At 62.8% G+C, this 23,797-nt stretch carries 24 protein-coding genes and 1 tRNA gene; 6 read left to right on the forward strand and 19 right to left on the reverse strand.

The window, feature by feature from the left end; translation table 11 throughout:
- Nucleotides 1-64: 64 nt before the first annotated feature.
- Together tsf and rpsB are read right to left on the reverse strand one after the other, a co-directional pair.
- Complete coding sequence (gene tsf / locus ABMC89_RS04250; RefSeq protein WP_349565523.1) at nt 65-940, reverse strand: translation elongation factor Ts; 876 nt, start codon at nt 938-940, stop codon at nt 65-67.
- A gap of 102 nt (nt 941-1,042) precedes the next feature.
- Nucleotides 1,043-1,915: a 30S ribosomal protein S2 gene (gene rpsB / locus ABMC89_RS04255; RefSeq protein WP_349565525.1), complete on the reverse strand. Its 873-nt coding sequence runs from the start codon at nt 1,913-1,915 to the stop codon at nt 1,043-1,045.
- 263 nt (nt 1,916-2,178) lie between these two features.
- Between rpsB and ABMC89_RS04260 the strand changes: the two genes are divergently transcribed.
- Entirely contained in the window at nt 2,179-2,715 is a 537-nt protein-coding gene (locus tag ABMC89_RS04260; RefSeq protein WP_349565527.1) for a GAF domain-containing protein, read from the forward strand.
- Here the strand turns inward: ABMC89_RS04260 and olsA are convergent.
- From olsA to ABMC89_RS04275, 3 genes are all read right to left on the reverse strand, one after another.
- Nucleotides 2,674-3,531, reverse strand: coding sequence for a lyso-ornithine lipid O-acyltransferase (gene olsA / locus ABMC89_RS04265; protein ID WP_349565529.1), 858 nt, complete (start codon nt 3,529-3,531; stop codon nt 2,674-2,676). The two genes, ABMC89_RS04260 and olsA, sit on opposite strands and share 42 nt — an antisense overlap.
- Nucleotides 3,528-4,280: an L-ornithine N(alpha)-acyltransferase gene (gene olsB, locus ABMC89_RS04270; protein ID WP_349565531.1), complete on the reverse strand. Its 753-nt coding sequence runs from the start codon at nt 4,278-4,280 to the stop codon at nt 3,528-3,530. The genes olsA and olsB overlap by 4 nt, the downstream gene beginning before the upstream one ends.
- 139 nt (nt 4,281-4,419) lie before the next feature.
- Complete coding sequence (locus tag ABMC89_RS04275) at nt 4,420-4,602, reverse strand: DUF3553 domain-containing protein (protein ID WP_349565533.1); 183 nt, start codon at nt 4,600-4,602, stop codon at nt 4,420-4,422.
- Nucleotides 4,603-4,633: 31 nt separating this feature from the next.
- Between ABMC89_RS04275 and ABMC89_RS04280 the strand changes: the two genes are divergently transcribed.
- Nucleotides 4,634-5,230: a histidine phosphotransferase family protein gene (locus ABMC89_RS04280; RefSeq protein WP_349565535.1), complete on the forward strand. Its 597-nt coding sequence runs from the start codon at nt 4,634-4,636 to the stop codon at nt 5,228-5,230.
- Between the two features lie 5 nt (nt 5,231-5,235).
- On the opposite strand, the gene ABMC89_RS04285 is transcribed toward ABMC89_RS04280, so the two are convergent.
- The 9 genes from ABMC89_RS04285 to ABMC89_RS04325 all read right to left on the reverse strand — a co-directional run bounded on the left by ABMC89_RS04285 (nt 5,236) and on the right by ABMC89_RS04325 (nt 12,846).
- Nucleotides 5,236-6,510 carry a glutamate-5-semialdehyde dehydrogenase gene (locus ABMC89_RS04285; RefSeq protein ID WP_349565537.1) on the reverse strand — a complete coding sequence of 425 codons (1,275 nt, stop codon included), beginning with the start codon at nt 6,508-6,510 and terminating at the stop codon, nt 5,236-5,238.
- Nucleotides 6,507-7,634: a glutamate 5-kinase gene (proB, locus tag ABMC89_RS04290; RefSeq protein ID WP_349565539.1), complete on the reverse strand. Its 1,128-nt coding sequence runs from the start codon at nt 7,632-7,634 to the stop codon at nt 6,507-6,509. Before proB ends, ABMC89_RS04285 begins: the two co-directional genes overlap by 4 nt.
- Nucleotides 7,622-8,656, reverse strand: coding sequence for a GTPase ObgE (gene obgE / locus ABMC89_RS04295; RefSeq protein WP_349565541.1), 1,035 nt, complete (start codon nt 8,654-8,656; stop codon nt 7,622-7,624). Before obgE ends, proB begins: the two co-directional genes overlap by 13 nt.
- Before the next feature lie 18 nt (nt 8,657-8,674).
- Entirely contained in the window at nt 8,675-9,211 is a 537-nt protein-coding gene (locus ABMC89_RS04300) for a GNAT family N-acetyltransferase (protein ID WP_439655653.1), read from the reverse strand.
- Nucleotides 9,208-9,810, reverse strand: coding sequence for a LysE family translocator (locus ABMC89_RS04305; RefSeq protein ID WP_349565546.1), 603 nt, complete (start codon nt 9,808-9,810; stop codon nt 9,208-9,210). The genes ABMC89_RS04300 and ABMC89_RS04305 overlap by 4 nt, the downstream gene beginning before the upstream one ends.
- A gap of 133 nt (nt 9,811-9,943) precedes the next feature.
- On the reverse strand, nt 9,944-10,213 hold the full coding sequence (gene rpmA / locus ABMC89_RS04310) for a 50S ribosomal protein L27 (RefSeq protein WP_349565548.1): 270 nt from the start codon (nt 10,211-10,213) through the stop codon (nt 9,944-9,946).
- 12 nt (nt 10,214-10,225) lie between these two features.
- Complete coding sequence (locus ABMC89_RS04315; RefSeq protein ID WP_349565550.1) at nt 10,226-10,978, reverse strand: 50S ribosomal protein L21; 753 nt, start codon at nt 10,976-10,978, stop codon at nt 10,226-10,228.
- Between the two features lie 207 nt (nt 10,979-11,185).
- A complete protein-coding gene (locus ABMC89_RS04320) occupies nt 11,186-11,968 on the reverse strand; it encodes a DUF2059 domain-containing protein (RefSeq protein ID WP_349565552.1) in 783 nt (260 codons plus the stop codon).
- Nucleotides 11,969-12,003: 35 nt separating this feature from the next.
- On the reverse strand, nt 12,004-12,846 hold the full coding sequence (locus ABMC89_RS04325; protein WP_349565554.1) for a DUF2059 domain-containing protein: 843 nt from the start codon (nt 12,844-12,846) through the stop codon (nt 12,004-12,006).
- Between the two features lie 149 nt (nt 12,847-12,995).
- Between ABMC89_RS04325 and ABMC89_RS04330 the strand changes: the two genes are divergently transcribed.
- Nucleotides 12,996-13,085: transfer RNA gene (locus tag ABMC89_RS04330), tRNA-Ser, on the forward strand.
- Nucleotides 13,086-13,404: 319 nt separating this feature from the next.
- Here the strand turns inward: ABMC89_RS04330 and ABMC89_RS04335 are convergent.
- The 3 genes from ABMC89_RS04335 to ABMC89_RS04345 all read right to left on the reverse strand — a co-directional run bounded on the left by ABMC89_RS04335 (nt 13,405) and on the right by ABMC89_RS04345 (nt 17,756).
- Nucleotides 13,405-15,135, reverse strand: coding sequence for a 2-hydroxyacyl-CoA lyase (locus tag ABMC89_RS04335; protein WP_349565556.1), 1,731 nt, complete (start codon nt 15,133-15,135; stop codon nt 13,405-13,407).
- Between the two features lie 209 nt (nt 15,136-15,344).
- A complete protein-coding gene (locus ABMC89_RS04340) occupies nt 15,345-16,907 on the reverse strand; it encodes a class I adenylate-forming enzyme family protein (protein WP_349565558.1) in 1,563 nt (520 codons plus the stop codon).
- 150 nt (nt 16,908-17,057) lie between these two features.
- On the reverse strand, nt 17,058-17,756 hold the full coding sequence (locus ABMC89_RS04345; protein ID WP_349565560.1) for a GntR family transcriptional regulator: 699 nt from the start codon (nt 17,754-17,756) through the stop codon (nt 17,058-17,060).
- Nucleotides 17,757-18,209: 453 nt separating this feature from the next.
- On the opposite strand from ABMC89_RS04345, the gene ABMC89_RS04350 reads away from it, so the two are divergent.
- Together ABMC89_RS04350 and nhaC are read left to right on the forward strand one after the other, a co-directional pair.
- Complete coding sequence (locus tag ABMC89_RS04350; protein WP_349565562.1) at nt 18,210-19,436, forward strand: Hint domain-containing protein; 1,227 nt, start codon at nt 18,210-18,212, stop codon at nt 19,434-19,436.
- A gap of 373 nt (nt 19,437-19,809) precedes the next feature.
- Nucleotides 19,810-21,279, forward strand: a complete 1,470-nt coding sequence (gene nhaC / locus ABMC89_RS04355) for a Na+/H+ antiporter NhaC (RefSeq protein ID WP_349565564.1) — start codon at nt 19,810-19,812, stop codon at nt 21,277-21,279.
- Between the two features lie 34 nt (nt 21,280-21,313).
- On the opposite strand, the gene ABMC89_RS04360 is transcribed toward nhaC, so the two are convergent.
- Together ABMC89_RS04360 and ABMC89_RS04365 are read right to left on the reverse strand one after the other, a co-directional pair.
- A complete protein-coding gene (locus ABMC89_RS04360; protein WP_349565566.1) occupies nt 21,314-22,051 on the reverse strand; it encodes an RlmE family RNA methyltransferase in 738 nt (245 codons plus the stop codon).
- A complete protein-coding gene (locus tag ABMC89_RS04365; protein ID WP_349565568.1) occupies nt 22,051-23,172 on the reverse strand; it encodes a Ppx/GppA phosphatase family protein in 1,122 nt (373 codons plus the stop codon). Before ABMC89_RS04365 ends, ABMC89_RS04360 begins: the two co-directional genes overlap by 1 nt.
- 293 nt (nt 23,173-23,465) lie before the next feature.
- On the opposite strand from ABMC89_RS04365, the gene ABMC89_RS04370 reads away from it, so the two are divergent.
- On the forward strand, nt 23,466-23,762 hold the full coding sequence (locus ABMC89_RS04370; RefSeq protein ID WP_349565570.1) for a virulence factor: 297 nt from the start codon (nt 23,466-23,468) through the stop codon (nt 23,760-23,762).
- The last annotated feature ends 35 nt before the right edge of the window (nt 23,763-23,797 follow it).

Below are 23,797 nucleotides of genomic sequence, written 5' to 3' on the forward strand. Positions count from 1 at the left end.
ACCGGCCAAAGAAAATGGCGGGGCACCCTGCCCCGCCTTTGATCTTTCCGATCATGAAGACCGTTCAGCCTTTTGCGGCTTTCGCAACTTCGGCTGCAAAGTCTTCCTTGACGACTTCGATGCCTTCGCCGACTTCGAGGCGCACGAAACCTGTAATCGTGGCGCCCGCTTCTTTGGCAGCATCGCCAACGGTGACATCAGGGTTCACAACGAACGCCTGGTTCACGAGTGTGACTTCGGACATGTACTTCTTCATACGACCGACGATCATCTTTTCGATGACGGCGTCTGGCTTGCCGGATTCCTTGGCGATATCGATCTGGACCTGCTTTTCCTTCTCGACAACCGCCGGATCAAGATCGTCCTCGGACAGCGACGCGGGGTTCACAGCCGCGATATGCATCGCGATCTGTTTGCCCAGCTCTTCGGAGCCGCCTGTCATCGCAACCAGAACGCCGATCTTGCCCATGCCGGGTGCGGCAGCGTTGTGGACGTAGGACACAACTGTATCGCCTTCGATCGCGGCCATGCGGCGCACGGACATGTTCTCGCCGATGACGGCAACCGCGTCTGTGACGGTCTGCTCGACCGATTTGCCGTTCAGATCAGCCGCTTTCAGCGCGTCGAGGTCGGGCTGTTTGATCGCGACTTCGGCGATGCCAGCAACCATTTTCTGGAAATCGGCGTTCTTGCCGACGAAATCGGTTTCCGAGTTCACTTCGACAGCGACACCACGGCCACCTTCGACGTTCACGGCCACGAGGCCCTCGGCCGCGGTGCGACCGGATTTCTTGGCGGCCTTCGCAAGGCCCTTGGTGCGCAGCCAGTCGACCGCGGCTTCCATGTCGCCGTCGGTTTCGGTCAACGCTTTCTTGGCGTCCATCATGCCTGCGCCGGTGGTGTCGCGCAGTTCCTTGACCATAGATGCAGTGATAGCCATCTCAAGTCTCTCCTCAATTCGGTTGGTCCGGGGTGCCGTTACGTCCCCGATGTATCAGCAGTGTGACAGCGGCGGGACAGGCCCGCCGCCGGTCCGTCGAGATCAGCTCTTGGCGTCTTCGACGGTTTCTTTCTTGGATTCGATGTCGTAGGGCGCGTCACTTGCGACAGCCGCGTTGTCGGCGGTCTGGTCGGACACATTGCCGGTCTCGACGCCGGTGCTTTCGGCAACGGCTTCTTCAACGGGTGCTTCTTCCATCGCGCCGATGTCGACACCTGCCGCGCCCAGCTGGGCGGACATGCCGTCGAGGGCCGCACGCGATGCCAGATCACAGTAGAGAGAGATGGCGCGCGCCGCGTCATCGTTGCCCGGGATGATGTAATCGATACCGTCTGGCGAGCAGTTGGTGTCGACCACGGCCACGACCGGGATACCCAGCTTGTTGGCTTCCGCGATGGCCAGCTGCTCTTTCTTGACGTCGATGACGAACAGCAGATCGGGACGGCCGCCCATTTCGCGGATACCGCCCAGCGACGCTTCCAGCTTCGCCTGGTCGCGTTCCATGCCAAGACGCTCTTTCTTGGTCAGACCGCCAAAGCCCTGCTCGGACTGCTCGTCGATGTGCTTGAGACGGTTGATCGACTGCGAAACGGTCTGCCAGTTGGTCAATGTGCCACCGAGCCAGCGGTGGTTCATGTAATACTGTGCGCATTTCTCTGCGGCTTCGGCGATCGGCTGTGCGGCCTGACGCTTGGTGCCGACGAACAGGATGCTGCCGCCCTTGGCAACGGTGTCGCGGATGACTTTCAGCGCATCGTCCAGCATCGGGACGGTCTGTGTCAGGTCCATGATGTGGATGCCGTTACGCGCACCATAGATGTAGGGACCCATGCGGGGGTTCCAACGCTGTGTCTGGTGGCCGAAGTGTACGCCTGCTTCAAGCAGTTGGCGCATGGAGAACTCAGGAAGAGCCATGTCTTTATACCTTTCCGGTTTAGCCTCGTCGGGGGTATGACCACGGGATGCGGCCAACCGGCGGAGTGTCGGGGATGTCTCCCCCGAACGCCCCAATCCCCGACTGCGGGATTGAATGGCGCTCAGGTACAGCAGCGCACCCAATTGCGCAAGTCTCAATCGCACAGGGTTGCGGGATCCCGTCAATCTATGGTGTGATGCAGGTGAAAGCGACCCGCGTCCGACCGTCGCCGCAGCGACCACAGCCAAGCGAGCAGCCCGAAATGAAAGTCGTAGACATCAACGGCGGCCCCCCGCGCGACACCGGGAGCGCTCCCGACGGCACGCCGGTGGAACAGTTGGCCAGCCACATGGTGCACGTCTTCTCCTTGCCGGCCCTGCCGATAAAGCAGCGGTTCTCGATCCTACTCAACCGGACCTGTGGCGTTCTGGGGATGGATTACGGCTATATCACCTTGCCGCAGGAACCGGTTGCGACGGTGCCGTTCCATTCGGCCAAGATGGTGCTGCGCCCGCCGCGTCCGGGCAAGCTGACGCTCAGCCACCTGATGTCGCGCAACCGCAAACCCCTGCATTTCGACGATCCCGATGCCGCCCCGGAAGGCGAATACATCGACCAGACCGGATACGTGCCCTACCGCTTTGTCGGCGCTCCGATCATCTTCGATGGCCGCGTCTATGGCACGGTCGAATTCGGCGGCGCCAAGGCCGGCGATGCACTGCTGACGCCGGACCGGGTCATGCTGGTGCGCATCCTGTCAGGTCTGGCTGCCGGATCGCTGGTCCTGCTCAGCGATTAGGGTTTGGTGGGCGGAGCGTACCGCCTCTTCGCAGGCAGCCGCCAGCGCCTTGCGGTCGTTGAAATCCGAAACCCGCAGCGGCGCGCAGTAGCGCACATCGACATGGCCCTGACGCGCCGGCACCAGCGTGGCCAGAAGATGCGGACCGAAATCCATATCCCCCCACCACCCGTAAAACCGCCGGTCCAGCCCCGCAGGCGCATGGTAGGCCACCGCGACCGGCTGCACCCAGATGCGGTCTTTCAGCTCGGGCGCAAAGAAGGACTGGAAAAGCGTTGTCTTGAACGGCAGCACCCGCAAGCCGTCAGTGCTCGTCCCTTCGGGAAAGAACAGCAGCTTGTGACCGGCCAGAAGCCGCGCGCGAAACAGGGCGGTCTGCGCGCGCGCCTGCGCGGGGGTGCGGTCGATGAAAACGGTGCCGGTCGCACGGGCGAGCCAGCCGATCCCCGGCCATCCGGCGACCTCGGACTTCGACACGAAGTAGATCCGCTTGCGCGCGTTCAGCGTAAAGATGTCCAACCAGCTTGAGTGGTTCGCCACCACGGCACCCCGATGCGCCATCGGTGTCCCGCTGAACCGCAACCGGATCCCGAGGATGCGAAACGCATTGCGGCACACGAACTGCGTGATGTGCGGCGTCCACGGCCGGTGGAGGCCATTCAGCGGGCGTTCGACCAGCCGCAGCAAGAGCAGCACCAGCAGGCCGCCGAACACCAGCACTGCAAGGGCCGTCGCGCGCACCGCCACCCGCAGGCAGCCCAGCGGCCCGAGCGGTGGCGCAACCGGTCGGTCGCCTTCATCCCATGTCGGGCTCATGCGCGCCGCCCGTCGTAGAGCCGCGCCTGCCGTTCGTTCATTTTCGCCGTGTCGAGGACCAGGCAGACGTCTGTGGTGTTGAACCCGTAATCGATGAAAGCTCCCTCGCCCACGCAGCCACCGAGGCGCAGGTAAGCCTTGATCAGGCTTGGCACTTCCAACAATGCGGTGCGGCGATCAAGCGCGTCCTCGGCGATCAGGTCCATCCGCTGGAATGCCCCCGCACGGGCCGTCACACGCAGCTCGCTGGGGGCCAGATGCCGGTGGTGCAACAACGACAGCGGCGCGGCAAGCGCCTGCACATCGGTGCCGTGAAAACTGGCGACACCGAAGAGGATCTCGATCCGGTGCGCGCGGATATACTCGGCGACCCCCGCCCAGAGCCTGTGCATCGCCAGCCCGCCGCGATGGTCGCGGTGCAGACAGGACCGGCCCAGTTCCAGCAGGGTGCGTCCGCTGTTCTTCAGAGGAGACAGATCATATTCGTCCTCGGAATAAAATCCGCCCGCCTGCTCTGCCCGCGCGCTGCGCAACAGCCTGTAGACGCCGATCACCTCGTCGGACCCTGCGGGCATGACGATCATATGATCGAAAAACGGGTCAAACCGGTCGCACTCAAGGCAGGCGTCGTGATCGACCATATCACCCCCACCGCCCAGCTCTTCGACAAAAACCCGGTATCGCAGACGCTGTGCCGCGCGCAGTTCGCAATCGGTTGATGCCAGTTTGACCCGGTAATGTTGTGTCACGCCCGGCGTCCGCCCGACTGTGACAATACTGTGCCTTTTGGTTCCAACATCGACCGCATCCGCAATATTTCCACCATAGGTTATTCGCACGCTGCTAAAATGAAATCCTAACGAATTGTTAAGCAATACTTCGCAAGGGTTAAGGATCGAATACCGGATGCAACGCAACACGGGAGCTATCGATGACAATCTTGCCGATGTCACGGAAATTGACCGTCAGTTTGCCGCCGATGTTGCTTTGAACCTGCCCCACACCCCACTCGGGCTGGGCGGGATGTCTGACCAGCATGCCGGGCGTCAGAATGGCGTTCAGGTCTTCCATCAACTTTTCCTTCACTGAGGAGACTTCTTACATGTCGCACAGCTACGATTTGGCGGAATTGATCGGAAGTCGCATCTGCCATGACCTGATATCGCCAATCGGCGCGATCAACAACGGGATAGAGCTGATCGAGATGAGCAGCGATGCCGCGGCAACGCCGGAGATGTCGCTGATCTCCGACAGCGTGCGCAGCGCCAGCGCGCGTATCCGCTTCTTTCGCATCGCTTTCGGGGCGGCCAGCGACCAGATGGTCAGCCGGCAGGAGGCATCATCGATCCTCTCCGATACCTACGGGCCCTCGCGGCTGAGCGTGAGCTGGGCGCCGCAGGATCCCCTGCCCCGACGGCTTGTCAGGCTCGGCTTTCTTTCGCTCATGTGTCTGGAGACGGCCATGCCCTACGGCGGACAGATCGCCGTGGAACATAACGACGGGACCGTCAGGATCACCGGTCAGGCAGACAAGCTGAACATCGCGCAGGATCTGTGGGATCTGCTGGCCTGCGACAGCCACACCGGAGAGCTCCTTCCCGCTCAGGTCCAGTTCGGGCTGCTTCCCCGCGTCGCGGCGGATCAGGGGCGCAGCATCCGTGTTACCTCGGATGATGCGCAGATTACCCTGACGTTCTGAGCGGGTCAGCCGCGCACGGTGCCGTCCCCGCGCACGAGATACTTGAAGCTGGTCAACTGCGCCGCCCCGACCGGTCCGCGCGCGTGCATCTTACCCGTGGCGATGCCGATCTCGGCCCCCATCCCGAATTCCCCGCCGTCGGCGAATTGGGTGGACGCGTTATGCATCACGATCGCGCTGTCCAGACGGTTCATGAAGGTCTGCGCCGCCGCTGCATCCTCTGTCAGGATACAGTCGGTATGGTTGGATCCGTACTGGCGGATATGCGCAATCGCATCGTCCACGCTGTCCACCTGCCGCGCCGCGATGATCATGTCGAGATACTCGCGCCCCCAATCCTCTTCGGTGGCGGGGATCGTGCCCGGAACCGCCGACAGCGCCGCGTCGGCGCGCACCTCGACACCCGCATCGACAAGCGCCCGCAGCACACCCTGCCCGAGCGTCTGCGCCACGTCGCGGTGTATCAGCAGACATTCCGCCGCGCCGCAGATGCCTGTCCGCCGTGTCTTCGCGTTCAACACGACTTTCAGCACCTTCTCGGGGTCGGCTGCCGCATCGATATAAATATGGACGATCCCTTCGAGATGGGCAAACACCGGCACCCGCGCCTCGCGCTGGACCAGTCCCACCAGCCCCTTGCCGCCACGCGGCACAATCACATCGATCGTGTCGGTCATCGTCAGCATTTCCTGAACCGCCGCACGGTCGCGTGTGGGAACCAGCTGGATCGCGTCCTCGGGCAGACCGGCGCTGCGCAGGCCTTCCTGCAAACAAGCGTGCAACGCGCTGGAGCTGTGAAAGCTTTCCGATCCGCCACGCAGGACCACCGCATTGCCGGCTTTCACACACAGCGCACCGGCGTCCGCCGTCACATTGGGGCGCGATTCGTAGATCACCCCGATCACACCGATCACACCGAGCGGTGTACGCACGCGCTGGATGTTCAGACCGCTGGGCTGATCCCATTCCGCCAGAATTTCGCCGACCGGATCCGCCTGCTCCGCAATGGCACGCAGGCCATCGACGATGCCCCGCAGCCGGTCTTCGTCCAGCTTGAGACGGTCAAGCATCGCGGGTGACAGGCCCTTGCTTTCACCGAAGGCCATATCCTTCTGGTTTGCCTCGAAAATCTCGTTTCTCTGCGCCCAGACGGCCTCGGCCGCGCCGATCAGGGCGGCGTGCTTGCGCTCTGCGGACGCCGTGGCCAGATCCGCCGCCGCAGCGCGGGCGCGCGCCCCGATATCTGCCATCAATTCTGGGATATTTACGTTATCGTTCATTGCTTTGTGACCATTTCTTGAAGTGCCATATCATCGCGGTGGATAAGGGCCGCGCGCCCCGGATAGCCAAGGATGGCTTCAATCTCCGTGCTGCGGTGGCCCTTGATACGCATCGCCTCCTCGGCGGAATAGCGGCTCAGCCCCGACCCGAGCACAACCCCTCTGGTATCGATCAGCGCGACGGCATCGCCGCGCTCGAACGCGCCGTCCACCATCGTAATGCCTGCGGGCAGGAGACTCTTGCCGCGGTTGAGCGCTGCAACAGCGCCTTCGTCCAGCATCACACGACCGATCGGCTTCATCGCCGCGATCCAGCTTTTGCGCGCCGCCTGCGGGTCGGTCTGGGCGGTGAACCACGTGGCATTGGCACCCTCGGCCAGCGCTTTCAGAGGCCGATGCGCAGAGCCTTCGGTGATTGCCATGGCGCACCCCGCCGCTACGGCGGTTTTTGCCGCCATCAGCTTGGTTTTCATGCCGCCCTTGCTCAGGCCCGATCCGGCATCGCCGGCCATCGCCTCGATTTCGGGCGTGATACGGTCGATCACTGGGAACCGTTCCGCATCATCATGTTGCATGGGGTTCTTCGAGTAAAATCCGTCAACATCCGACAGCAGGATCAACTGATCCGCCCCTACGGTCACGGCGATCTGCGCGGCCAGCCTGTCGTTATCACCAAACCGGATCTCATCCGTTGCGACAGTGTCGTTTTCGTTCACGATGGGAACCGCGCCAAGGCCGATCAGCGTCTCGAGCGTCGCGCGAGAGTTCAGATAGCGGCGCCGGTTGGCACTGTCTTCGAGAGTGACGAGAACCTGAGCGGTGGTAATGCCGTGAGGCGCAAGCACCTCCTCGTAGGCGCGGGCCAGCCTGATCTGGCCGACTGCGGCAGCGGCCTGCGATTGCTCCAGCGGCAGCGATCCCTGCCCGAGCCCCAGCACACCACGCCCCAGCGCGATAGAGCCGGACGAAACCAGCACCACATCCGCGCCCTGCGCCTTCAGCCAGGCCACGTCCTCGGCCAAGGACCGCAGCCAGTCTGCGCGCAGATCGCCCGTGGTACGATCCACCAGCAGCGCCGAGCCGATCTTGACCACGACACGGCGCGCATCGGTCAGGGTTGCCACGGCGCTTCCTCCTCGACGTGCTTGTGACGCAGCCGGTCGTCGTCGATCTGGGCGCGCAACGCGCGCAGCACCTCGGTGGTGTTGGTGCGTGCAACGCCCGACATGAGCATCACCTCCGCACCACTCTCTTTTTCCAATTCTTTCTTTGCACTTGCGAGCTGCTCTTCATCCAGCGCATCAATTTTATTCAGAACAGTGATGCGGGGCTTTTCGGCCAGTTCACCGCCGTAGGCTTCAAGTTCGGAGATGATGGTCCTGTAATCCTCCGCCACGGTTTCCGATGTCCCGTCCACAAGGTGCAAGAGAACGGCGCAGCGCTCTACATGCCCCAAGAAGCGGTCCCCGATCCCGCGGCCCTCATGCGCGCCCTCGATCAGGCCGGGGATGTCCGCCACGACAAATTCCGTGTTGTCGACGCCGACAACACCGAGGTTCGGATGCAGGGTCGTGAACGGGTAATCGGCGATCTTGGGCCGGGCGTTAGATGTGGCGGCCAGAAACGTCGACTTGCCCGCATTGGGCAGACCCAGAAGACCCACATCCGCAATCAGCTTCAGCCGCAGCCAGAGCGTCCGTTCCACACCGTCCTGACCGGGGTTCGACCGCCGCGGTGCCTGATTGGTCGCGGATTTGAAGTGCAGGTTGCCCCAGCCGCCGTTGCCACCGCGCGCAAGCTGCACCCGCTGGCCCAGTTCGGTCATGTCGGCGATCACCGTTTCCTGATCCTCATCGAGGATTTCGGTCCCCACCGGCACACGCAGGACGATATCGTCGCCGTCCTTCCCGGTGCGCTGCTTGCCCATGCCGGGCTGGCCGTTCTTGGCAAAGAAATGCTGCTGGTAGCGGAAATCAATGAGCGTGTTCAGCCCGTCGACCGCTTCGGCCCAGACGGAGCCACCGCCGCCGCCGTCGCCGCCGTCGGGACCGCCGAATTCGATGTATTTTTCACGCCGGAACGAGACACACCCGCCCCCGCCTGCGCCGGAGCGGATGTAGACTTTGGCGAGGTCGAGGAATTTCATATCGGATCCTTACAAGGCTCAGAGTTTGCGGCTGTAGGTCCACGTGGGCACACAGGCCGCACGGGACAGGCAATAGGTTTCGGCGTCACCGAGATACTGGAAACCGGCATTGGTCAGCACCTTCGCCGAGGCAGGGTTATCATGGAACACGGATGCGAACATCGTCGCGTTGCCCAAGGGGTTGCCGTTGACCAGCGCCTGAACGGCGTCCGAGGCGACGTGGCTGTTCCAGAACGGCGGCGCGACCCAATAGCCCACTTCGGACTGGTTGCGGTCCAGACGGGCAAGGCTGATCACGCCCATCACGTCGGCCCCGTCCTCGGCGCCGCCGTCCATGACCCAGACGTCCTCGTCACGCTCGGGTTTGAGCGCGCGTTCGATGAACCCCGCGATCAGGCCGGGCGGCAAGGGATGCGGGATGCGCGGGGTGCTGTGGGCCACACGAATATCGGCGGCGTAATGTTCGATCCTTCCTACGTCCGACATCTGGACGGGACGCAGAACAAAACGTTCGGTGGTGAGGGTCGGCTGCTGAAACAGGGTATTCATCGTCAGGCCCCTTTGGCAAAAAGAACAAACAAGACAGAGGCGACTGTCAACGCCGCGAGCGTCCACATCAGGTAGGGTTCCGTGCGCGTTCCTGCAACGGAGCGCGCGAGGGCGTCACCCCCCAGTGTCCAGAGCGGATGCATCACGATCTGGCAGGCCAGCAAGACACAAGCGACCGTCGCCGTGGCGGCAAGGGTGGACACATCCGGTCCGATAAAGGCTGTGAACGACCCCACGATCATCGCCCATGCCTTGGGGTTCAGCGGATGCACGATCAGACCGGCGGCAAAGCCCGGCACGCGCGCGCCTGCATCACCCTGCCCTAGCCTGAGGTTCGCCACCTTCCACGCCAGCCAGATGATATAGGCCGCCGACAGGTACTTGAGCGCGGTGAACAGCCACGGCACGCGCGTCGCGAGCTCCATCAGGCCAAACCCGATCGGCCAGATGATCAGCTGCTTGCCCAGGGCGACACCGGCCACGAAAGGCAGCGCCGCACGAAAGCCGAACCGTGCGCCGGTCGCCAGCAAGGCCATATTGGCCGGACCGGGCGTTCCGACCTGGCTCGCCGCAAATACGATCAGAGGGGCGAGCGCCACGCTCACCGTCCCTGCGCCTTCGTGAATGTTGCCGTAGCGGTCGCGCGCATCGTGCCGCTCCTGAAAACAGTGCCTGAACGAGAAAGGGACCGGCGTTTCCGCCGATCCCCTGAATGTCTGTCATCCCGTGAGAAACGGCTTATTCCGCAGCCTCGGCCATCGGGACAATCGAGATGAATGTACGGTTTTTCAGCCCCTTGTGGAACTGCACGTTGCCGTCGACGGTTGCAAAGATCGTGTGATCCTTGCCCATGCCCACACCCTCGCCGGGCCAGAATTTGGTCCCGCGCTGACGCACGATGATGTTGCCGGGAACGACAACTTCGCCGCCGTATTTCTTTACACCAAGGCGACGACCAGCTGAGTCGCGCCCGTTCCGGGATGAACCGCCTGCTTTTTTATGTGCCATCTGGGTCTCTCCTTAGCCTTTTGTCTTTTCTTTGGCCTGCTCGACCCAGCCTTCACGCTCGATCCGGCCTTTGAAAGACAGTTTCTCGTCCATATCAGCAATGTCCGCTTCGGTCCATGCTGCGATCTGGGCAAACGTGGTGATGCCCGCGTCGTTCAGCTTCTTCTCGAGAGCAGGGCCAACGCCGCTGAGTTCTTTCAGGTCGTCCGCGCCGGATGTGTCCGCTGCGGGCTTGTCCGCTTTCTTTGTCTCGTCCTTGCCAGCGGCGTTTCCGGCTTTCGCCTTCTTCGCAGGCTTGGCGGATTTTTCGTTCGCTTCGCCTTCGTTGACGCGCTTCTTCATCTCGGCCTGTTCGCCACGGTTGAAGGTATAACGCTCTTCGATGGCGGCAACGGCTGCCGCGCTGACGGAGCCTGTACCGATGGCTTCGGCAACGCCGGATTTGCCCGCGCCGGACGAAAGGATCTCGGTGATCTTCACGAGCGTCAGCTTCTGGCGGTGGCCTTTGGTCCGCTTGGAAGAGTGCTTCCGGCGGCGTTTGACAAAGTGGATCACCTTGTCGCCCTTGATCTGGTCGACGACTTCGGCCTGTACGCCCGCATCTTCGATGAGCGGCGAGCCGACCTGAACGGTGTCGCCACCGAGCATCAGGACTTCGTTGAATTGAACGGTTTCACCGGCATTGGCCGCAATACGTTCCACGCGCAGCATATCGCCGGGCTGTACTTTATATTGCTTACCGCCTGTTTTCAGGACCGCAAACATAGGTCTTCCTTCACATTTTCCGCATCCTGTGGTCCCCCGTTCGGGGCGTTCGCGAGACATCGTCTCACCGTCGGACAGCGCGCCCGTAGGCGTCATTGAAATATACCCGGATTCGGGATCTCCCGCCGGGTTGGGGGCTTATCCAAGGATCAGCGCCCCAAGTCAAGCGCCCGCATGAGACAAATCTCACCGGTGCGCGGCAAGATGCTAAAGCTCCTGCGCGCCCATGTGGCGCACCAGCGCCTGACCCAGCGCATAGGAGATATCTTCGTAGAGCGGATTGAACCCCGCGAAGAAGCCCGCGTTCAGCGCGCGGCCCGCGTCGGTTTCGCTGAAATCCGCGTAGGTCGTCAGCTCTTCGAGGGTCAGCGGGCTGTAGGCAAGCAACAGGAAGGCCCCCAGCCAGCCTTCGGTATCTGCCTCGATCGTGTCGCGTTCCGCCAGCACGTCGTTCAGGATCTCCTCCTCCGACATCGCGTAAAGATCCCCGTCAACCAGTGCGCGCATGAACTGCACGTTGGAATTCAGTGCCGAGGTGACGTTGCGCTGAACCAGATCGCCCGCGACGATCATCCGGTTGATCTGCTCAAGCCGCGCATCACCCGTGTCCTTCAGTTCGGCGTACCGCTCGCGGGCCGCCTGCTCTACCCCTTCGTCGGCCAGCGCACGCCGCGCCGAGTTTTCCAGCGTCAGGATACGCCCGCCGAGATCGGAGGCGAAAAATTCGATGACATTCTCGAGGGTCTCACCCTCCAGCGTCTGCTCTAGCCCGCGTCGGATCCCCTCGGAAAGGCGCGCGGGGTCGTAGATGCGCATGACCTGCTGCGCCCAGACAGACCCGCCCGTCCCGTCCAGCCAGTCACGGTCCAGCGTCGCGCCGAAGGTCTGGCCCTCTTCGTGCAGGATGACAGCCAGTTCCTCGGTCCGCAGCACGTCCATCAGAACCGTATGCCGCGCCCCCGCCCAAAGCGGCAGCGCCAATACCAGCATCAAGAAGGCTGCGACCGGAGCCCGAAACCCGCGCATCACAGGTCCTGACTGGGCTGCATGTCGCGCAACCGGTCGGCAACCGCCTCGAACCGGTTCGCCATGATTTCGTACTGGACCGCGTTCATCAGCGCATAGACCTCCTGCATCTTCGGATGCTCCAGCGCGTCGGCATATTGCGCGATCTCTTCGTCGGAAAACGCCTGATAGGTATAGGCCGCGCCTTCCAGCGCGCCGCGGGCAAGGCTGTCGCGCAGGGCGGGTTCCTGCGCCTTCATCGCCTCGCGGAGGTCGGGCTCATCCATCTGAAGCTCGATCACACCGGCCACCGCCGCCGCCATCAGGAAACGGATCTGGACCTCCTGAATGGACTTGACCGATGCGTCCTCGCTGCCGCTAGCGCGGTTGAGCCGTTCCAGCAGGTCCACGCGCGGGCTGTCGATGCCCCGCAGCCCTTCGATGATCGCCGCGCCGCTTTCGGATTTCAGCCCCTCCTCCTCGATCATGTGGGACCGGTTCTCGGCTTCGACCAGCCGCTGCCCGAGGTCCGAGGCGTAGAATTCCGCCGCGTGGCTCAGCGCGTCCGCCGTCAGCGTTTCCTCGAGGATGTCCGTCGCCATGTCATGCATCAGGTCGGTGTCGAAGACCTCGCGCACCAGACGTTGCCATTCGGACCCGAAATCATCGGCCTGAAGCCCCAGCATCTGCGGCGCGGAATCCGCCGAGAGCCGGATACTTTCAAGCGCCACGTCAAAGCCCGTGACCTCCAGGAACGCCTCGACCCGCTCCCGGTCGACCCCCTGAGCCATCGTTGTGACAGCACTCAGAAAAAGGGCGATCAACGCGAATACTGTGGTCCGAACGTATGGCAATGCGGGCATGGCTTGGTCCTTCCGGTGCAAGAGCTTTCGCTGAACCTAAGCCTTCAAACCCGCGCTGCAATGAAAAAACCGGACAACCGGCAAAGATGCGCAAAAGCGGGTCTTGCTCCTTTGCGCAAACCCGACTACACGGGCGCCGTGACCCCCGCGGAGAGGTGCCGGAGTGGTCGAACGGGGCGGTCTCGAAAACCGTTGAGCCTTCACGGGTTCCCAGGGTTCGAATCCCTGTCTCTCCGCCATAATCCTTCCAGATTATCGAGCAATTTCGGTGCGTTGCGGGCCTGACGGTCCGGGCGCGCGACCTACTGCCCGTCACGGCACGGGCGGCGGCCGCGGATTTGGGCAGGCTATCGACCCCGCTCGCCCCCATGGAGGTGTGAGCGACAGGGTCGCTCTGCAATCGGTCCCTCCGCTCTTGCAGTTATTCTTCTTCGCGATACCACACCGCAGCGAACTCCCCGGCATCTGCCCGGTAACGCCATGCCCACTTCCACCCGCTCTTGCCGCGCCAATAGCAGGCCGTCGGACTGCCGGATTGGGACTACTCCTTGCCCGGCTTCAGCTTTTGTCCAAGCCGAGCCATTTACGCTCGGCCTTGTCCCATGCGTCGAGCGCCTGATGGTCGGGGACCCAAGCGAGGCCCGATTTGCTGTCCGAAGATTGGGCCTCCCCCGAGATCACAGCATCGACAAGCACCGGGCGACCGGCTTTCAGGACCCCAAAAGCCTCGTCCAGCTTGCCGGGCAGTTCCGCCTCGCTCGCGATCCGCACGGCGTCCATCCCGAAGGCCCGCGCCATGGCCGCGTGGTCAGCGTCCTGCAGGCGGGTTCCAACGACCTTGCCGAAACTGTCCATCTGGTCGCGCACCTCGATCGCCCATGCGCGGTTGTTGCCCACGACGATCATCACCGGCACCTTGTGGCGGACCAGCGTGTCAAGTTCGATCGCGGTGAAGCCGAAGGCGCCATCGCCGGTCACGGCCACCACCTGACGGTCCGGCGCTGCCTTCTTGGCGCCCAACGCAAAGGGTGTCGCAAGCCCGATGCAGCCCAAGGGGCCGGGATCGAGATAGGTCTTCGGGTTGAGCGCCACCCGCGCAAAGCTCAGGAAATCACCGCCATCGGCAATCACGACCGCGTCGGGGTCGATCCGCTTGCGCAGCTCGCCAAGCAGCCGGTTCGGCGACATGCGCCCCTCCGCATCGCTCGGTGCCGAGGCGAGCATCTGGCCGAGCTTTTCACTACGCTCAAGATGACCTTCGCGCATTTTCGCAAGCCAGCTGCGATCGCGGTCCTCTTTCATAGCGCACAGCAGGTCCGCAAGCGCGCCCAGAGTCTCGGGCAGGTCGCCGAGCAGCGCTATCTCCCCCAGCCGGTTGTCGAAAAGCTCTTCGGCCTTGTCAGAGATCCGCAGCATTTTTGCGTCACCGAAGACCGCCGGAGAGCCGTAGGCCAGCTGGAAGTCCAGCTTGCGGCCTACCGTGACCACAAGATCGGCCTGGGTCATCGCCTGTCCGCGCATCGCGCCGATATGGGCCGGGTGCCCGTCGTCGATGATCCCCTTGGTCTCACCGGTGTCCAGATACCCCGCCCCGGCGGCGGTGAGAAAGCGGGCCAACTCCTCCGGCGCGGCATTGGCGCCCCGGCCCGAAACCACGACCACCCTGCCCGCCTTCGCGATGGCACGCGCGGCTGCGCGCAGGTCTTCCTCCAGTGGCCGTGTCCGGGGGCGCGGCCGCCCGGCCACCTGCTCCACGCGGGTAAGCGCGTCGGGGATGTGTTCGCGCTGAAGATCGACGGGGAAATCCAGAAACGCCGGGCCCGGCTCTCCGCCCCGCCCGCAGGCGGCCCCGATCGCAGCGTCGAGTTCGCGGGGCAGCGCATGGGCATGGCGCACCGTGCGGGCATGGCGCGTGATCGAGCCGAGCAGCGCGGTATGGCTCATGTCCTGCAGCGCGCCTCGGTTCTCCTGCGGGCGCGGCGGGACGCCCGAGAGCACCAGCACGGGCGTGCGGCTTACATGGGCGTTGGCGATACCGGTCATCGCATTCGTGACACCGGGACCGGCCGTCACCAGCGCAACGCCGAAACCGCCGCCAACCGCCGCGCTGGCATGGGCCATATAGACGGCCGAGCGTTCGTCGCGCACGTCGACAATCTCGATCCCCTCGGCGTCCAGCGCCATCCAGATCGGCATGATGTGCCCCCCGCAGAGCGCGAAGACCCGTTCGACCCCACGGGCCTTGAGCGTTCGGGCGATGAGCGTGGCGCCGTTTACGGGTTCGGTCATGGTGGCCTCCTTGGGAAAGCTTGGGTAGGAAATGGCGGGACTGGCGGTTATGGAACCATCAAAGTGGCGCTTGCGACGGGTCTGGAAGCTTCGAATCCCCTGCACTCGAACCCCACGGGTGCGCCGGGCTTTGGGACGATCAATCGGTGTTCAGCCATGGCTTTTTCTTTCGTTGGCTGTGGCGAGCTCGACTGGGCCGCGCAGGGCGCTCATGCCGTTTCGCTGATCTCTTTCAGAACAATCGACCGCAGTTCGCTATGCTGGATCTTTCCGGTCGCCGTGCGGGGGATTGCATCACTTGGCACGAAGCTCACCGAACGGGGTTTTTTGAACCCGGCGATGCGATCCGCGCAAAAGCTGATCACCTCGGCCTGGGTCAGCGTGCAGCCGTCGCGCAGTGCGACGACCGCGTGCACCCGCTCGCCCCATCTGGGGTCTGGCAGCCCGATGACGGCCACGTCGCGGATCGCCTCGTGCTGGCCGAGAAGCGCCTCGACCTCGGTGGGATAGACGTTCTCGCCCCCCGAAATGATCATGTTCTTCTTGCGGTCGATGATATGCAGGAACCCGCGTTCGTCGCGCAGGCCGATATCGCCAACCGAGCAATAGTCCCCGCGGAAGGCTTCGCGCGTCTTTTCGGGCAGGTTCCAATATCTCTGGAAGTGGTAGGGCGTTCGCGAGAACAACTCTCCCGGCGTGCCGTCCGGCACTTCGTTGCCGTCATCGTCCAGAAATTTCACGGGTGCCGAACCGATGCACTCCCGTCCCACCGATCCAAGATTTGTGAACTGCTCCTCGGGGTGGAGCATCGTGACCCAGCCCGCTTCGGATGAGCCGTAGAGCTCGAAGAGACCGGAATTGGGGAACATCTCCATGATCGACTTCTTTGTCTCGGCACGGGCCGGTGCAGAAGAAATCATCAGCTTGGTCATCCGGCCAAGGTCGCGCTTCGTGCTTTCCGCGCGCGCCTGCTCCAGCATCATGATGTAATGGGTCGGCACCAGCGATGTGAAGGTGGCGCCACAGTCCTCCATCACATCCATGGCGTGGGCAGCATCGAAACTGGGGCGGGAATAGATCGTCACCGTGCCACCGCAATAGCCGAAAGCGCAGAAGAAGTTCAGCGAGTTCGCGTGGCACATCGGCATGACCAGCAAGGCGTCGTCCTCGCGGCCGATCTTGAGCTCGTTCTCGGTGACCAAGGCGATCAGCGCCATGCTGCGGTGGGTGTGGATCACACCCTTGGGTTTGCCGGTGGTCCCGGAGGTATACATCAGGGTCCAGGGATCATCCTCGTCGATGTCGATCTCCGGCGCGGCCTCGACCCCTGCCCCCAAAAACGCCTCGAAGTCCTGCCACCCTTCGGGCGTGGCGCCATCGCCGAAATGTACGAAACGGTCTGCAGCCAGCGCAAGGTCCGCGCGCACGCTGTCGATCAGACGGTGCAGTCCGTCCTCTGCGATCACGCAGGCCGCACCCGCGTCCTTGATGATATAGGAGGCCTCGGCAGCGGCGAGACGGAAGTTGATGGGCACGATGATCAGGCCCGCTTTCGAGGTCGCGGCGTAGAGTTCGGCCCATTCCAGCCGGTTGTGGGACAGGACTGCGACCCGGTCCCCCTTCTCCAGCCCGAGGGCAAGCAGCGCATTCGCCAGCTTCCGGGCCCGCCTGTTCCACTGCGCGAAGCTCAGCGTGCGCTCTAGATCGCGGGCGCCCAAACGGTCAGGGCTGACCCGGGCATGGCCATCCAGCATCGCTCCGAAACTCAACATGCCCTGCGCCATCCTCTTCCCTCCCGGCTCGGTAGTGCATTCTGAATTCAGAATACAGCACCGGTCGAATTCGCGCAACAGAATGCTATCCGGCCAGCGCGCGCGATGCCGGTGCGATTGAAAACAACGGGATGGGGATGTTTGCCGGGGCTACTCGGCTGCGTCTTTGGGCGGGCTGCGCTTTTCCAGCGCCGCGATGAGCGCCTCTTCCGCGCCCTCGATATGCTGGCGCGCGAGGCGCGCTGATTCGTCTTCGTCGCCCGAGACGAGGGCATCGAGGATCTTGCAATGCTGGTCCCAGACGGTATGCCCCCGCTCGGCGTGAAGCAGCACCGCCACCATGACCCGCCGCAGGAAGTACCAATGTGGCTCGGTTGTGGAGGCGATCAGGGGATTGCCGGACTGGCTGTAGATGAACTGGTGGAACTCCATATCCACGCCCACAGTCTCAAGCGCGTTGCCCTTTTTACGGGTCTTCTCCCCCTGCTCCAGCAGGTCCTGCCCCTCGCGCAGGATACGGTCGCGAAAGCCGGAGGAGCGTTTCGCCTGCCGTGCCACCAGTCGGCCCGCCAATTCGTCCAGAACCTTGCGGATCTGATAGCGGTGACGGATTTCGACCGGATCGAGCGGTGCCACGAAAAGACCGCGCCCTCCGCTTTCGATCACCAGCCCGTCGTTCTTCAGCAGAAGCATCGCCTGCTGGATAGGCTGGCGCGACACGCCGAGCGTGCTGGCCAATTCTTCCTGAACAAGGTGCTTTCCCGGTTCCAGCGTGCAGTCGCAGATCGCATCGCGGATCGTGTGGTAGACCTGCTGGGCCCGGCTGGGAGCTTGGGTGATCGATTGCAAGTGGTGTCCTGACTGGTTTCGGCGTTTCCCGCGCGTCGTCCTGTTTCGCCTCTGCCATGAATAAAGAGCATGGCGCAGCTTTGGGCAAGGCCATCCCGCCCGACAGATCTGCCCCCCGGTGACGTAAGACGGCGTGATGTTGAGAACGGTGGCTCAGAGTGTGAGCGAGACTACACCGGCCAGAAGAAACGGCAAGCAGATGCAGAGGCGTCCTTTCTGAGCCGGGCGCCTTGCCGCTCCTTGAGCGGACCTTCCAAATCAAACCGCGTCGTTCCGCTGAAAGGGCCACGCCGCACAATCGGGCCCGTGGCGTCTTTTGGATTGCTTCGCTGCACCCTGCATCAAACCGCTAAATTGCCCGGTTCAACCTATTATTAGCATCGCCCTTCGATACTGCACGAAACCGGCTCCGGAGGCTGCCGCAAGGCCCGGCGATTGAAAGGGACGTGCATCATGGCAACGGTATTCGACGTATTCTATCTGGGCACCGGCCCCTCCATCGACCAGACCGAAGGCGACTTCATCAGCGAAAACAGTGGGGCCCTCGTGGGCCAGACCTATGGGTCGGTCGCGGCCCCCCTGGTCAATAACATTGGCAGTCTTTCGCCCGGCAGCACCGGTTTTGCCGGTGGCGATGCCAACCGCTATGACACCAATAACGATGTCTCGAACGACACCTTTCGCATCGACGGGGGCGCGGACCAGACGGTCGATGGCCTTGCGATCTACAATGCGACGATAACCTACACGGACGGCACCACGGATACGATCACTGCGGTTGTCATGCAGGACACTGCCGGCAATCTCTATCTTCTGCCGGAAACCAGTTTCAATTCGGATCAGGCCGCATTGGAGGCCAAGCCGATCCGGTCACTGACGCTCAACAGCGTATTCTCCAACAACACCAGCATGGACGCGACACGGTATGCGGCCAATTACGCAGTCTGCTACGCCCCCGGCACGCTGATCGAAACACCCGAAGGTCCGCGGGCGGTGGAAACCCTGCGCCCCGGCGACAGGGTGATGACGCTTGACCACGGGCCGCAGGCCGTGCGCTGGACCCGAAGCGGGGATCACCCGCTGGAAAATGCCGATGAAGATGCTGCACCTGTACAGATCAAGGCAGGCGCCTTGGGCCCGAACATGCCTGCCGCGAATCTGATCCTGTCGCCGCAACACCGACTTCTGGTCGGTGGGGGCGGACCGTTGGGCGAGGTGTTTTCCACGGAAGTATTCGTGCCCGCCAAATCCCTGACCGCCCTGCCGGGTATCCGGCGCATGAAGGGCAAGGCACGCATCACATGGATCCATTTCGCCTGCCAGCGCCACGAGATCGTCATGGCCAATGGCTGCCCGTCGGAATCGCTTTTGCTGGGGCCGATGGTCATGAACGGGTTATCAGACGCCGAACGGCAGGCGGTGACCGAATTATTCGGTCCTGCGCTGCCCGCCAACGGGGCCCTGAACGGCCCGCCCGCACGGGAATGCCTGACGGTGGGCGCCGTCAGGCGGCGGCTTGCCAAACACCTCAAAGCCGCGGGGGCGACCCTGTCGAAAGCGGTTCCCAAAGCGGACCGCGATCTTGCGATGGATAGCTTCAAGGCGGAGAGCATCCGCCACATGCCGCAGCACCGGACAGCCATTCGGCGCGGCATGAACGAGATCCCAAATCCGGGATAACCTCTGCGCGGCGATACTCCCTGACGGCAAAATCGCAAAAAAAAACAATTCAAGCGGTGTATAGACATTGGTCGATCCGGTGAATGCGCGCTGATGCCTTGCAGGAATTCACCTTCAGAAAATATCCAATCTGATAAAACGCCAGTGTTTTATCCCTGATCGGGGTGTCAAAATATCTTTGGCGGGAAATTGCTCGACACTTTTGGCGTGATCCCCCAGTCTTGGAGCGTAGTGGCAGGTCTGCGTGGGCGCAAATGCGCAATTCAGGCAATCCCACCGTTGAAAATTCGCCTGTATCCGGTTTCGGCATTGGCCAAACCCGGGCAGAGGCACATGTTCAAAATGGTAGGTAAAACAAGAGAGGGACATATAGATGCCAAAAGCGAAGAAGGAATTTCAAAAGCCGTCGCTCGGCCTAGCACTGGTGCCGATCCTCGTCACGCTGGGTGTCCTTGCGCTCCAGCTTTTCTATTACGGCAATTTCGTGCCGCATATCCCGCTTGCCATCGGGATCGCAGTGACGGGCGTGTTGGGCATCTACCTTGGCCATGACTGGGACAGTATCGAAAGCGGCCTGTTCCACGTCATCCGGATTTCGCTTCCGGCGGTGTCGGTTCTGATCGTGGTCGGCATGATCATCGGCGTCTGGATCGCCAGTGGCACGGTGCCCACGCTGATCTACTACGGCCTTCTGGTGCTAAACCCGCAAATCTTCCTCGCGGCAGCGATGATCCTGTGTTCGGTCGTCTCCTTGTCGCTCGGCACATCCTGGGGCACGGTCGGCACGGTCGGGCTGGCGCTGATGGGGATCGGCGCAGGCTTTGACATTCCGATGTATTGGACCGCTGGCGCTGTCGTTTCCGGCGCATTCTTCGGGGACAAGATTTCCCCGCTCTCGGATACAACCAACCTTGCACCGGCGGTCACCGGGACCACGGTTTTCGCACATATCCAGAACATGCTGCCCACCACCGTGCCGGCCATGCTGATCGCGCTGGTGGTCTATCTGGTCGCGGGTTTCACCCTGATCGACGGCAACGGCGGATCGTTCGAGCAGATCGAGGGCATCACCACAGCGTTGAACGATGCGTTCTGGATCTCGCCATGGCTGCTTTTGCCCGCCGCTCTGGTCATCGGCCTTGCGGTCACGAAAAACCCGCCGATCCCGTCGCTGTTTGCCGGTGTCGTCGCCGGTGCGATCATGGGAATGCTGTTTCAGGGCGACAGCCTGAAGGGCATGTTCGCCTTCGCGAACTCCGGCTATTCGATCGAAACGGGCATCTCCGAGATCGACAGCCTGCTGAACCGCGGCGGCATCCAGTCGATGATGTGGACCATCAGCCTGATCCTGCTGGCGCTCGGCTTTGGCGGCGCGCTCGAGCGGGTACGCTGCCTCGAAGCGGTGATCGACCAGATCATCGCGCGTGTCAAAGGCTTTGCGGGCATCCAGACCTCGGCAATCCTGACCTCGGCCGCGACGAATGTGGTGGCGGGCGACCCCTACCTGTCCATCGCGCTGCCCGGCCGGATGTACGTGCCGATCTACCGCGGCATGGGCTATTCCACGCTGAACCTTGCGCGCGGCGTCGAGGAAGGCGGGACACTGGTGTCACCGCTGATCCCGTGGAATGCGGGCGGTGCATTCGTGATCACCACGCTGGGGCTCGGTATCTTCGACGGTAACTTCGAGAACCTGCTTTATATCCCGCTGGCCTTTGCCTGCTGGACGGCCCCCGTTATCGGGATCTTCTACGCCTGGACGGGGCTGTTTTCGCCCAAGGCAACGGACGAAGAGAAGGCCCAGTGGGACGCGGACGGCGAAGCCAAGATCGCCATCGCCTGAAACGGCTCGGCCCCGCTCCGGCGGGGCCGCTGCCTTACGCCTGTTCCGGCGAGCTTTCTGCCTTGAAGCCGCTTGCGACGACGAATTTCTCCGAACTGTCCGACCGGCTTGCGGGCGGTTTGATGTTCGAAACCTTGGTGAAGCGCTGCTTGAGCAGTTTTTGCAGCTCTCCCTCGGCCCCGCCGGCCAGAACCTTCGCGACGAACGTGCCGCCCTCGTCCAGTACGTCGAATGCGAAATAGGCCGCAGCCTCGCACAGCGCGATGATGCGCAAATGGTCCGTCTGCTTGTGCCCCGAGGACGCGGCGGCCATGTCGGACATGACCACATCGGCCTTGCCGCCCAGCCACTCCTTCACTTTTTCGTCCGCGTCATCTTCCATGAAATCAAGCTGGTGCAATTCACATCCCGCGATCGGCTCCATCTCCTGAAGGTCGATGCCGAGGATGGTGCCCTGCGCCTTGCCCGATTTCTCGCCCAGCACATTGCAGCGCTTGACCGCAACCTGACACCAGCCGCCGGGTGCCGCCCCCAGATCGACCACCCGCGCGCCGGGCACGAGAAAGCGGTACTTGTCGTCCAGCTCCATGATCTTGTAGGCCGCGCGGCCCCTGTAGCCCTCCGCACGGGCACGTTTGACGTAAGGATCATTGAGCTGCCGTTGCAGCCAGCGGGTGGAGCTGAGCTTGCGGCCGCGTGCCGACTTGACCTTGACCTTCAGTTCGCGCTGGCCGCGCCCGGAGGTGTTCTTGCCCGTTGGTGTCTTGGCCATCAGAATGTTCCTTCTTCCAGAACGCCGTCGGCGCTCATCTGTGCGTATAGCAATCCCTCGCGCAGGCCGCGGTCCGCGACGCTCAGCCGATCCGTCGGCCAGCAGCGCATCAGAGCCTGAAGGATCGCGGCCCCCGACATGATCAGCGCCGAGCGGTCCTGACCGATGCACGGGTCGACCCTGCGGCCCGCCGGACCCATGGCGAGGTAGTTGTGAATGACCTTGTCGATCTGTTCGGATGTCATGCGCAGCCCGTCCACTTTCGTGCGGTCGTAGCGGCGCAGGCCCAGATGGCTCGCCGCCACCGTCGTCACCGTGCCCGAAGTGCCCACGATCTGGAACCGCTCCTGTGGCTGCGCGGACTGGTAGGGCGTGAAATCCGACAGGTTTTCCTCGAAAAACCAGCTCATCAGCGCAAAGCGCGCTGCATCGTCCTGCACGTCCGAGAACTGGTCGCGCAGCGTCGCGACCCCCAGCGGGACCGAGATCCAGTCCACCACGCGGGCGGCGGGAATATCCGTCTCGGCCTGCGCAAAGCCGCCGTGCAGCCGCATGATCGACCGCGCACGATCCTTGGGCGGCACCTTGGAGATGTCGATCCAGACCAGTTCGGTGGACCCGCCCCCGATGTCGACGACCAGCAGGTTCTCCGTTTTCGGGCTCACCAGCGGCGCGCAGGAAATGACCGCAAGCTGCGCTTCCTGTTCGGGTTCGATGATTTCCAGCCGCAACCCCGTCTCGCGGATGACACGGCGCATGAACTCGGGGCCATTCAGCGCACGCCTGCACGCTTCGGTCGCGACCAGACGCATCCGTTTCACGCGGTTGCGCCGCAGCTTCTGCTGGCAGATACGAAGTGCCTGGATGGTGCGCGCCATCGATCCGCGCGACAACCGCCCGGTTTTCTCCAGTCCTGCGCCAAGCTGCACAGACTTCGAGAAACTATCCACCACATGGAAACCGCTGCCCTTGGGCTGCGCGATCAGCATGCGACAGCTATTTGTGCCCAGATCTAGGGCCGCATAGAGGTCGTTCGATCTGGACGGGGCTGGCGCGGGGCTCAGAGCCGTCGATGGTTTACGTTCGAGCGCGCCCGCACCTCTGGAGCGCTTTGGCGCCATGGTTTGCGCCTCTCATTTCGTGTTGGCCTCAGAGTATGCCCAGCCACGTCCCAACGCAAGCGGCCATTCCGCCGCACGACGCCGTGACGGGCGGGTGGCGCGGCGCTCTTCCCCCAAATCTTTCATGATAGAGTTGAGAATTATGACTGTGCCAGCCCCTCGCCCGCGCGGTGCCAATTCGCTAGGACTTTGGTCGCGGATGATCCGGTTTCAGTCGAAAACGACGTTCGGACGGGACCATTCGTTCGCTAGGAAGTCTCAAACCGGGCCGAGGCCCAGAAAAGGATTCGATCATGGCCGACGTTGTCATCGTTTACTGGCGCGACATTCCCGCACAGGTCATCGTCGGGAAGGGTCGGCGCGGACAGAAACGACAGCTGCCCGAACGCTTCGAACAGGCCATTGACCGCGCCGCAATGAAAGTCGGCGCCGAGGATACCGACGCCTACCTCGCCGAATGGCGCAAGGCGGCCCCCTACACGGTCGAGGGCGAGGATGCCGCCGTCGCCGATGCCGAAGCCGCCCGGATAGACGCGGAATACGATCGCGAGCGCCTGAAAGCGCTGATTGCCAATGACGGCTGGGCGTAACCCGGCCGATGTTTTCCACCATAGGAAGGAACCTG

This window comes from Sulfitobacter sp. HNIBRBA3233 (assembly GCF_040149665.1).
Classification (GTDB): Bacteria; Pseudomonadota; Alphaproteobacteria; order Rhodobacterales; family Rhodobacteraceae; genus Sulfitobacter; species Sulfitobacter marinivivus.

What these genes read in the sequence shown, in the direction of transcription:
- tsf (WP_349565523.1), bottom strand. Translation starts at nt 940, where the DNA reads ATGGCTATCACTGCATCTATGGTCAAGGAACTGCGCGACACCACCGGC.
- rpsB (WP_349565525.1), bottom strand. Translation starts at nt 1,915, where the DNA reads ATGGCTCTTCCTGAGTTCTCCATGCGCCAACTGCTTGAAGCAGGCGTA.
- ABMC89_RS04260 (WP_349565527.1), top strand. Translation starts at nt 2,179, where the DNA reads ATGAAAGTCGTAGACATCAACGGCGGCCCCCCGCGCGACACCGGGAGC.
- olsA (WP_349565529.1), bottom strand. Translation starts at nt 3,531, where the DNA reads ATGAGCCCGACATGGGATGAAGGCGACCGACCGGTTGCGCCACCGCTC.
- ABMC89_RS04275 (WP_349565533.1), bottom strand. Translation starts at nt 4,602, where the DNA reads ATGGAAGACCTGAACGCCATTCTGACGCCCGGCATGCTGGTCAGACAT.
- ABMC89_RS04280 (WP_349565535.1), top strand. Translation starts at nt 4,634, where the DNA reads ATGTCGCACAGCTACGATTTGGCGGAATTGATCGGAAGTCGCATCTGC.
- ABMC89_RS04285 (WP_349565537.1), bottom strand. Translation starts at nt 6,510, where the DNA reads ATGAACGATAACGTAAATATCCCAGAATTGATGGCAGATATCGGGGCG.
- obgE (WP_349565541.1), bottom strand. Translation starts at nt 8,656, where the DNA reads ATGAAATTCCTCGACCTCGCCAAAGTCTACATCCGCTCCGGCGCAGGC.
- rpmA (WP_349565548.1), bottom strand. Translation starts at nt 10,213, where the DNA reads ATGGCACATAAAAAAGCAGGCGGTTCATCCCGGAACGGGCGCGACTCA.
- ABMC89_RS04315 (WP_349565550.1), bottom strand. Translation starts at nt 10,978, where the DNA reads ATGTTTGCGGTCCTGAAAACAGGCGGTAAGCAATATAAAGTACAGCCC.
- ABMC89_RS04320 (WP_349565552.1), bottom strand. Translation starts at nt 11,968, where the DNA reads ATGCTGGTATTGGCGCTGCCGCTTTGGGCGGGGGCGCGGCATACGGTT.
- ABMC89_RS04325 (WP_349565554.1), bottom strand. Translation starts at nt 12,846, where the DNA reads ATGCCCGCATTGCCATACGTTCGGACCACAGTATTCGCGTTGATCGCC.
- ABMC89_RS04335 (WP_349565556.1), bottom strand. Translation starts at nt 15,135, where the DNA reads ATGACCGAACCCGTAAACGGCGCCACGCTCATCGCCCGAACGCTCAAG.
- ABMC89_RS04340 (WP_349565558.1), bottom strand. Translation starts at nt 16,907, where the DNA reads ATGTTGAGTTTCGGAGCGATGCTGGATGGCCATGCCCGGGTCAGCCCT.
- ABMC89_RS04350 (WP_349565562.1), top strand. Translation starts at nt 18,210, where the DNA reads ATGGCAACGGTATTCGACGTATTCTATCTGGGCACCGGCCCCTCCATC.
- nhaC (WP_349565564.1), top strand. Translation starts at nt 19,810, where the DNA reads ATGCCAAAAGCGAAGAAGGAATTTCAAAAGCCGTCGCTCGGCCTAGCA.
- ABMC89_RS04360 (WP_349565566.1), bottom strand. Translation starts at nt 22,051, where the DNA reads ATGGCCAAGACACCAACGGGCAAGAACACCTCCGGGCGCGGCCAGCGC.
- ABMC89_RS04365 (WP_349565568.1), bottom strand. Translation starts at nt 23,172, where the DNA reads ATGGCGCCAAAGCGCTCCAGAGGTGCGGGCGCGCTCGAACGTAAACCA.
- ABMC89_RS04370 (WP_349565570.1), top strand. Translation starts at nt 23,466, where the DNA reads ATGGCCGACGTTGTCATCGTTTACTGGCGCGACATTCCCGCACAGGTC.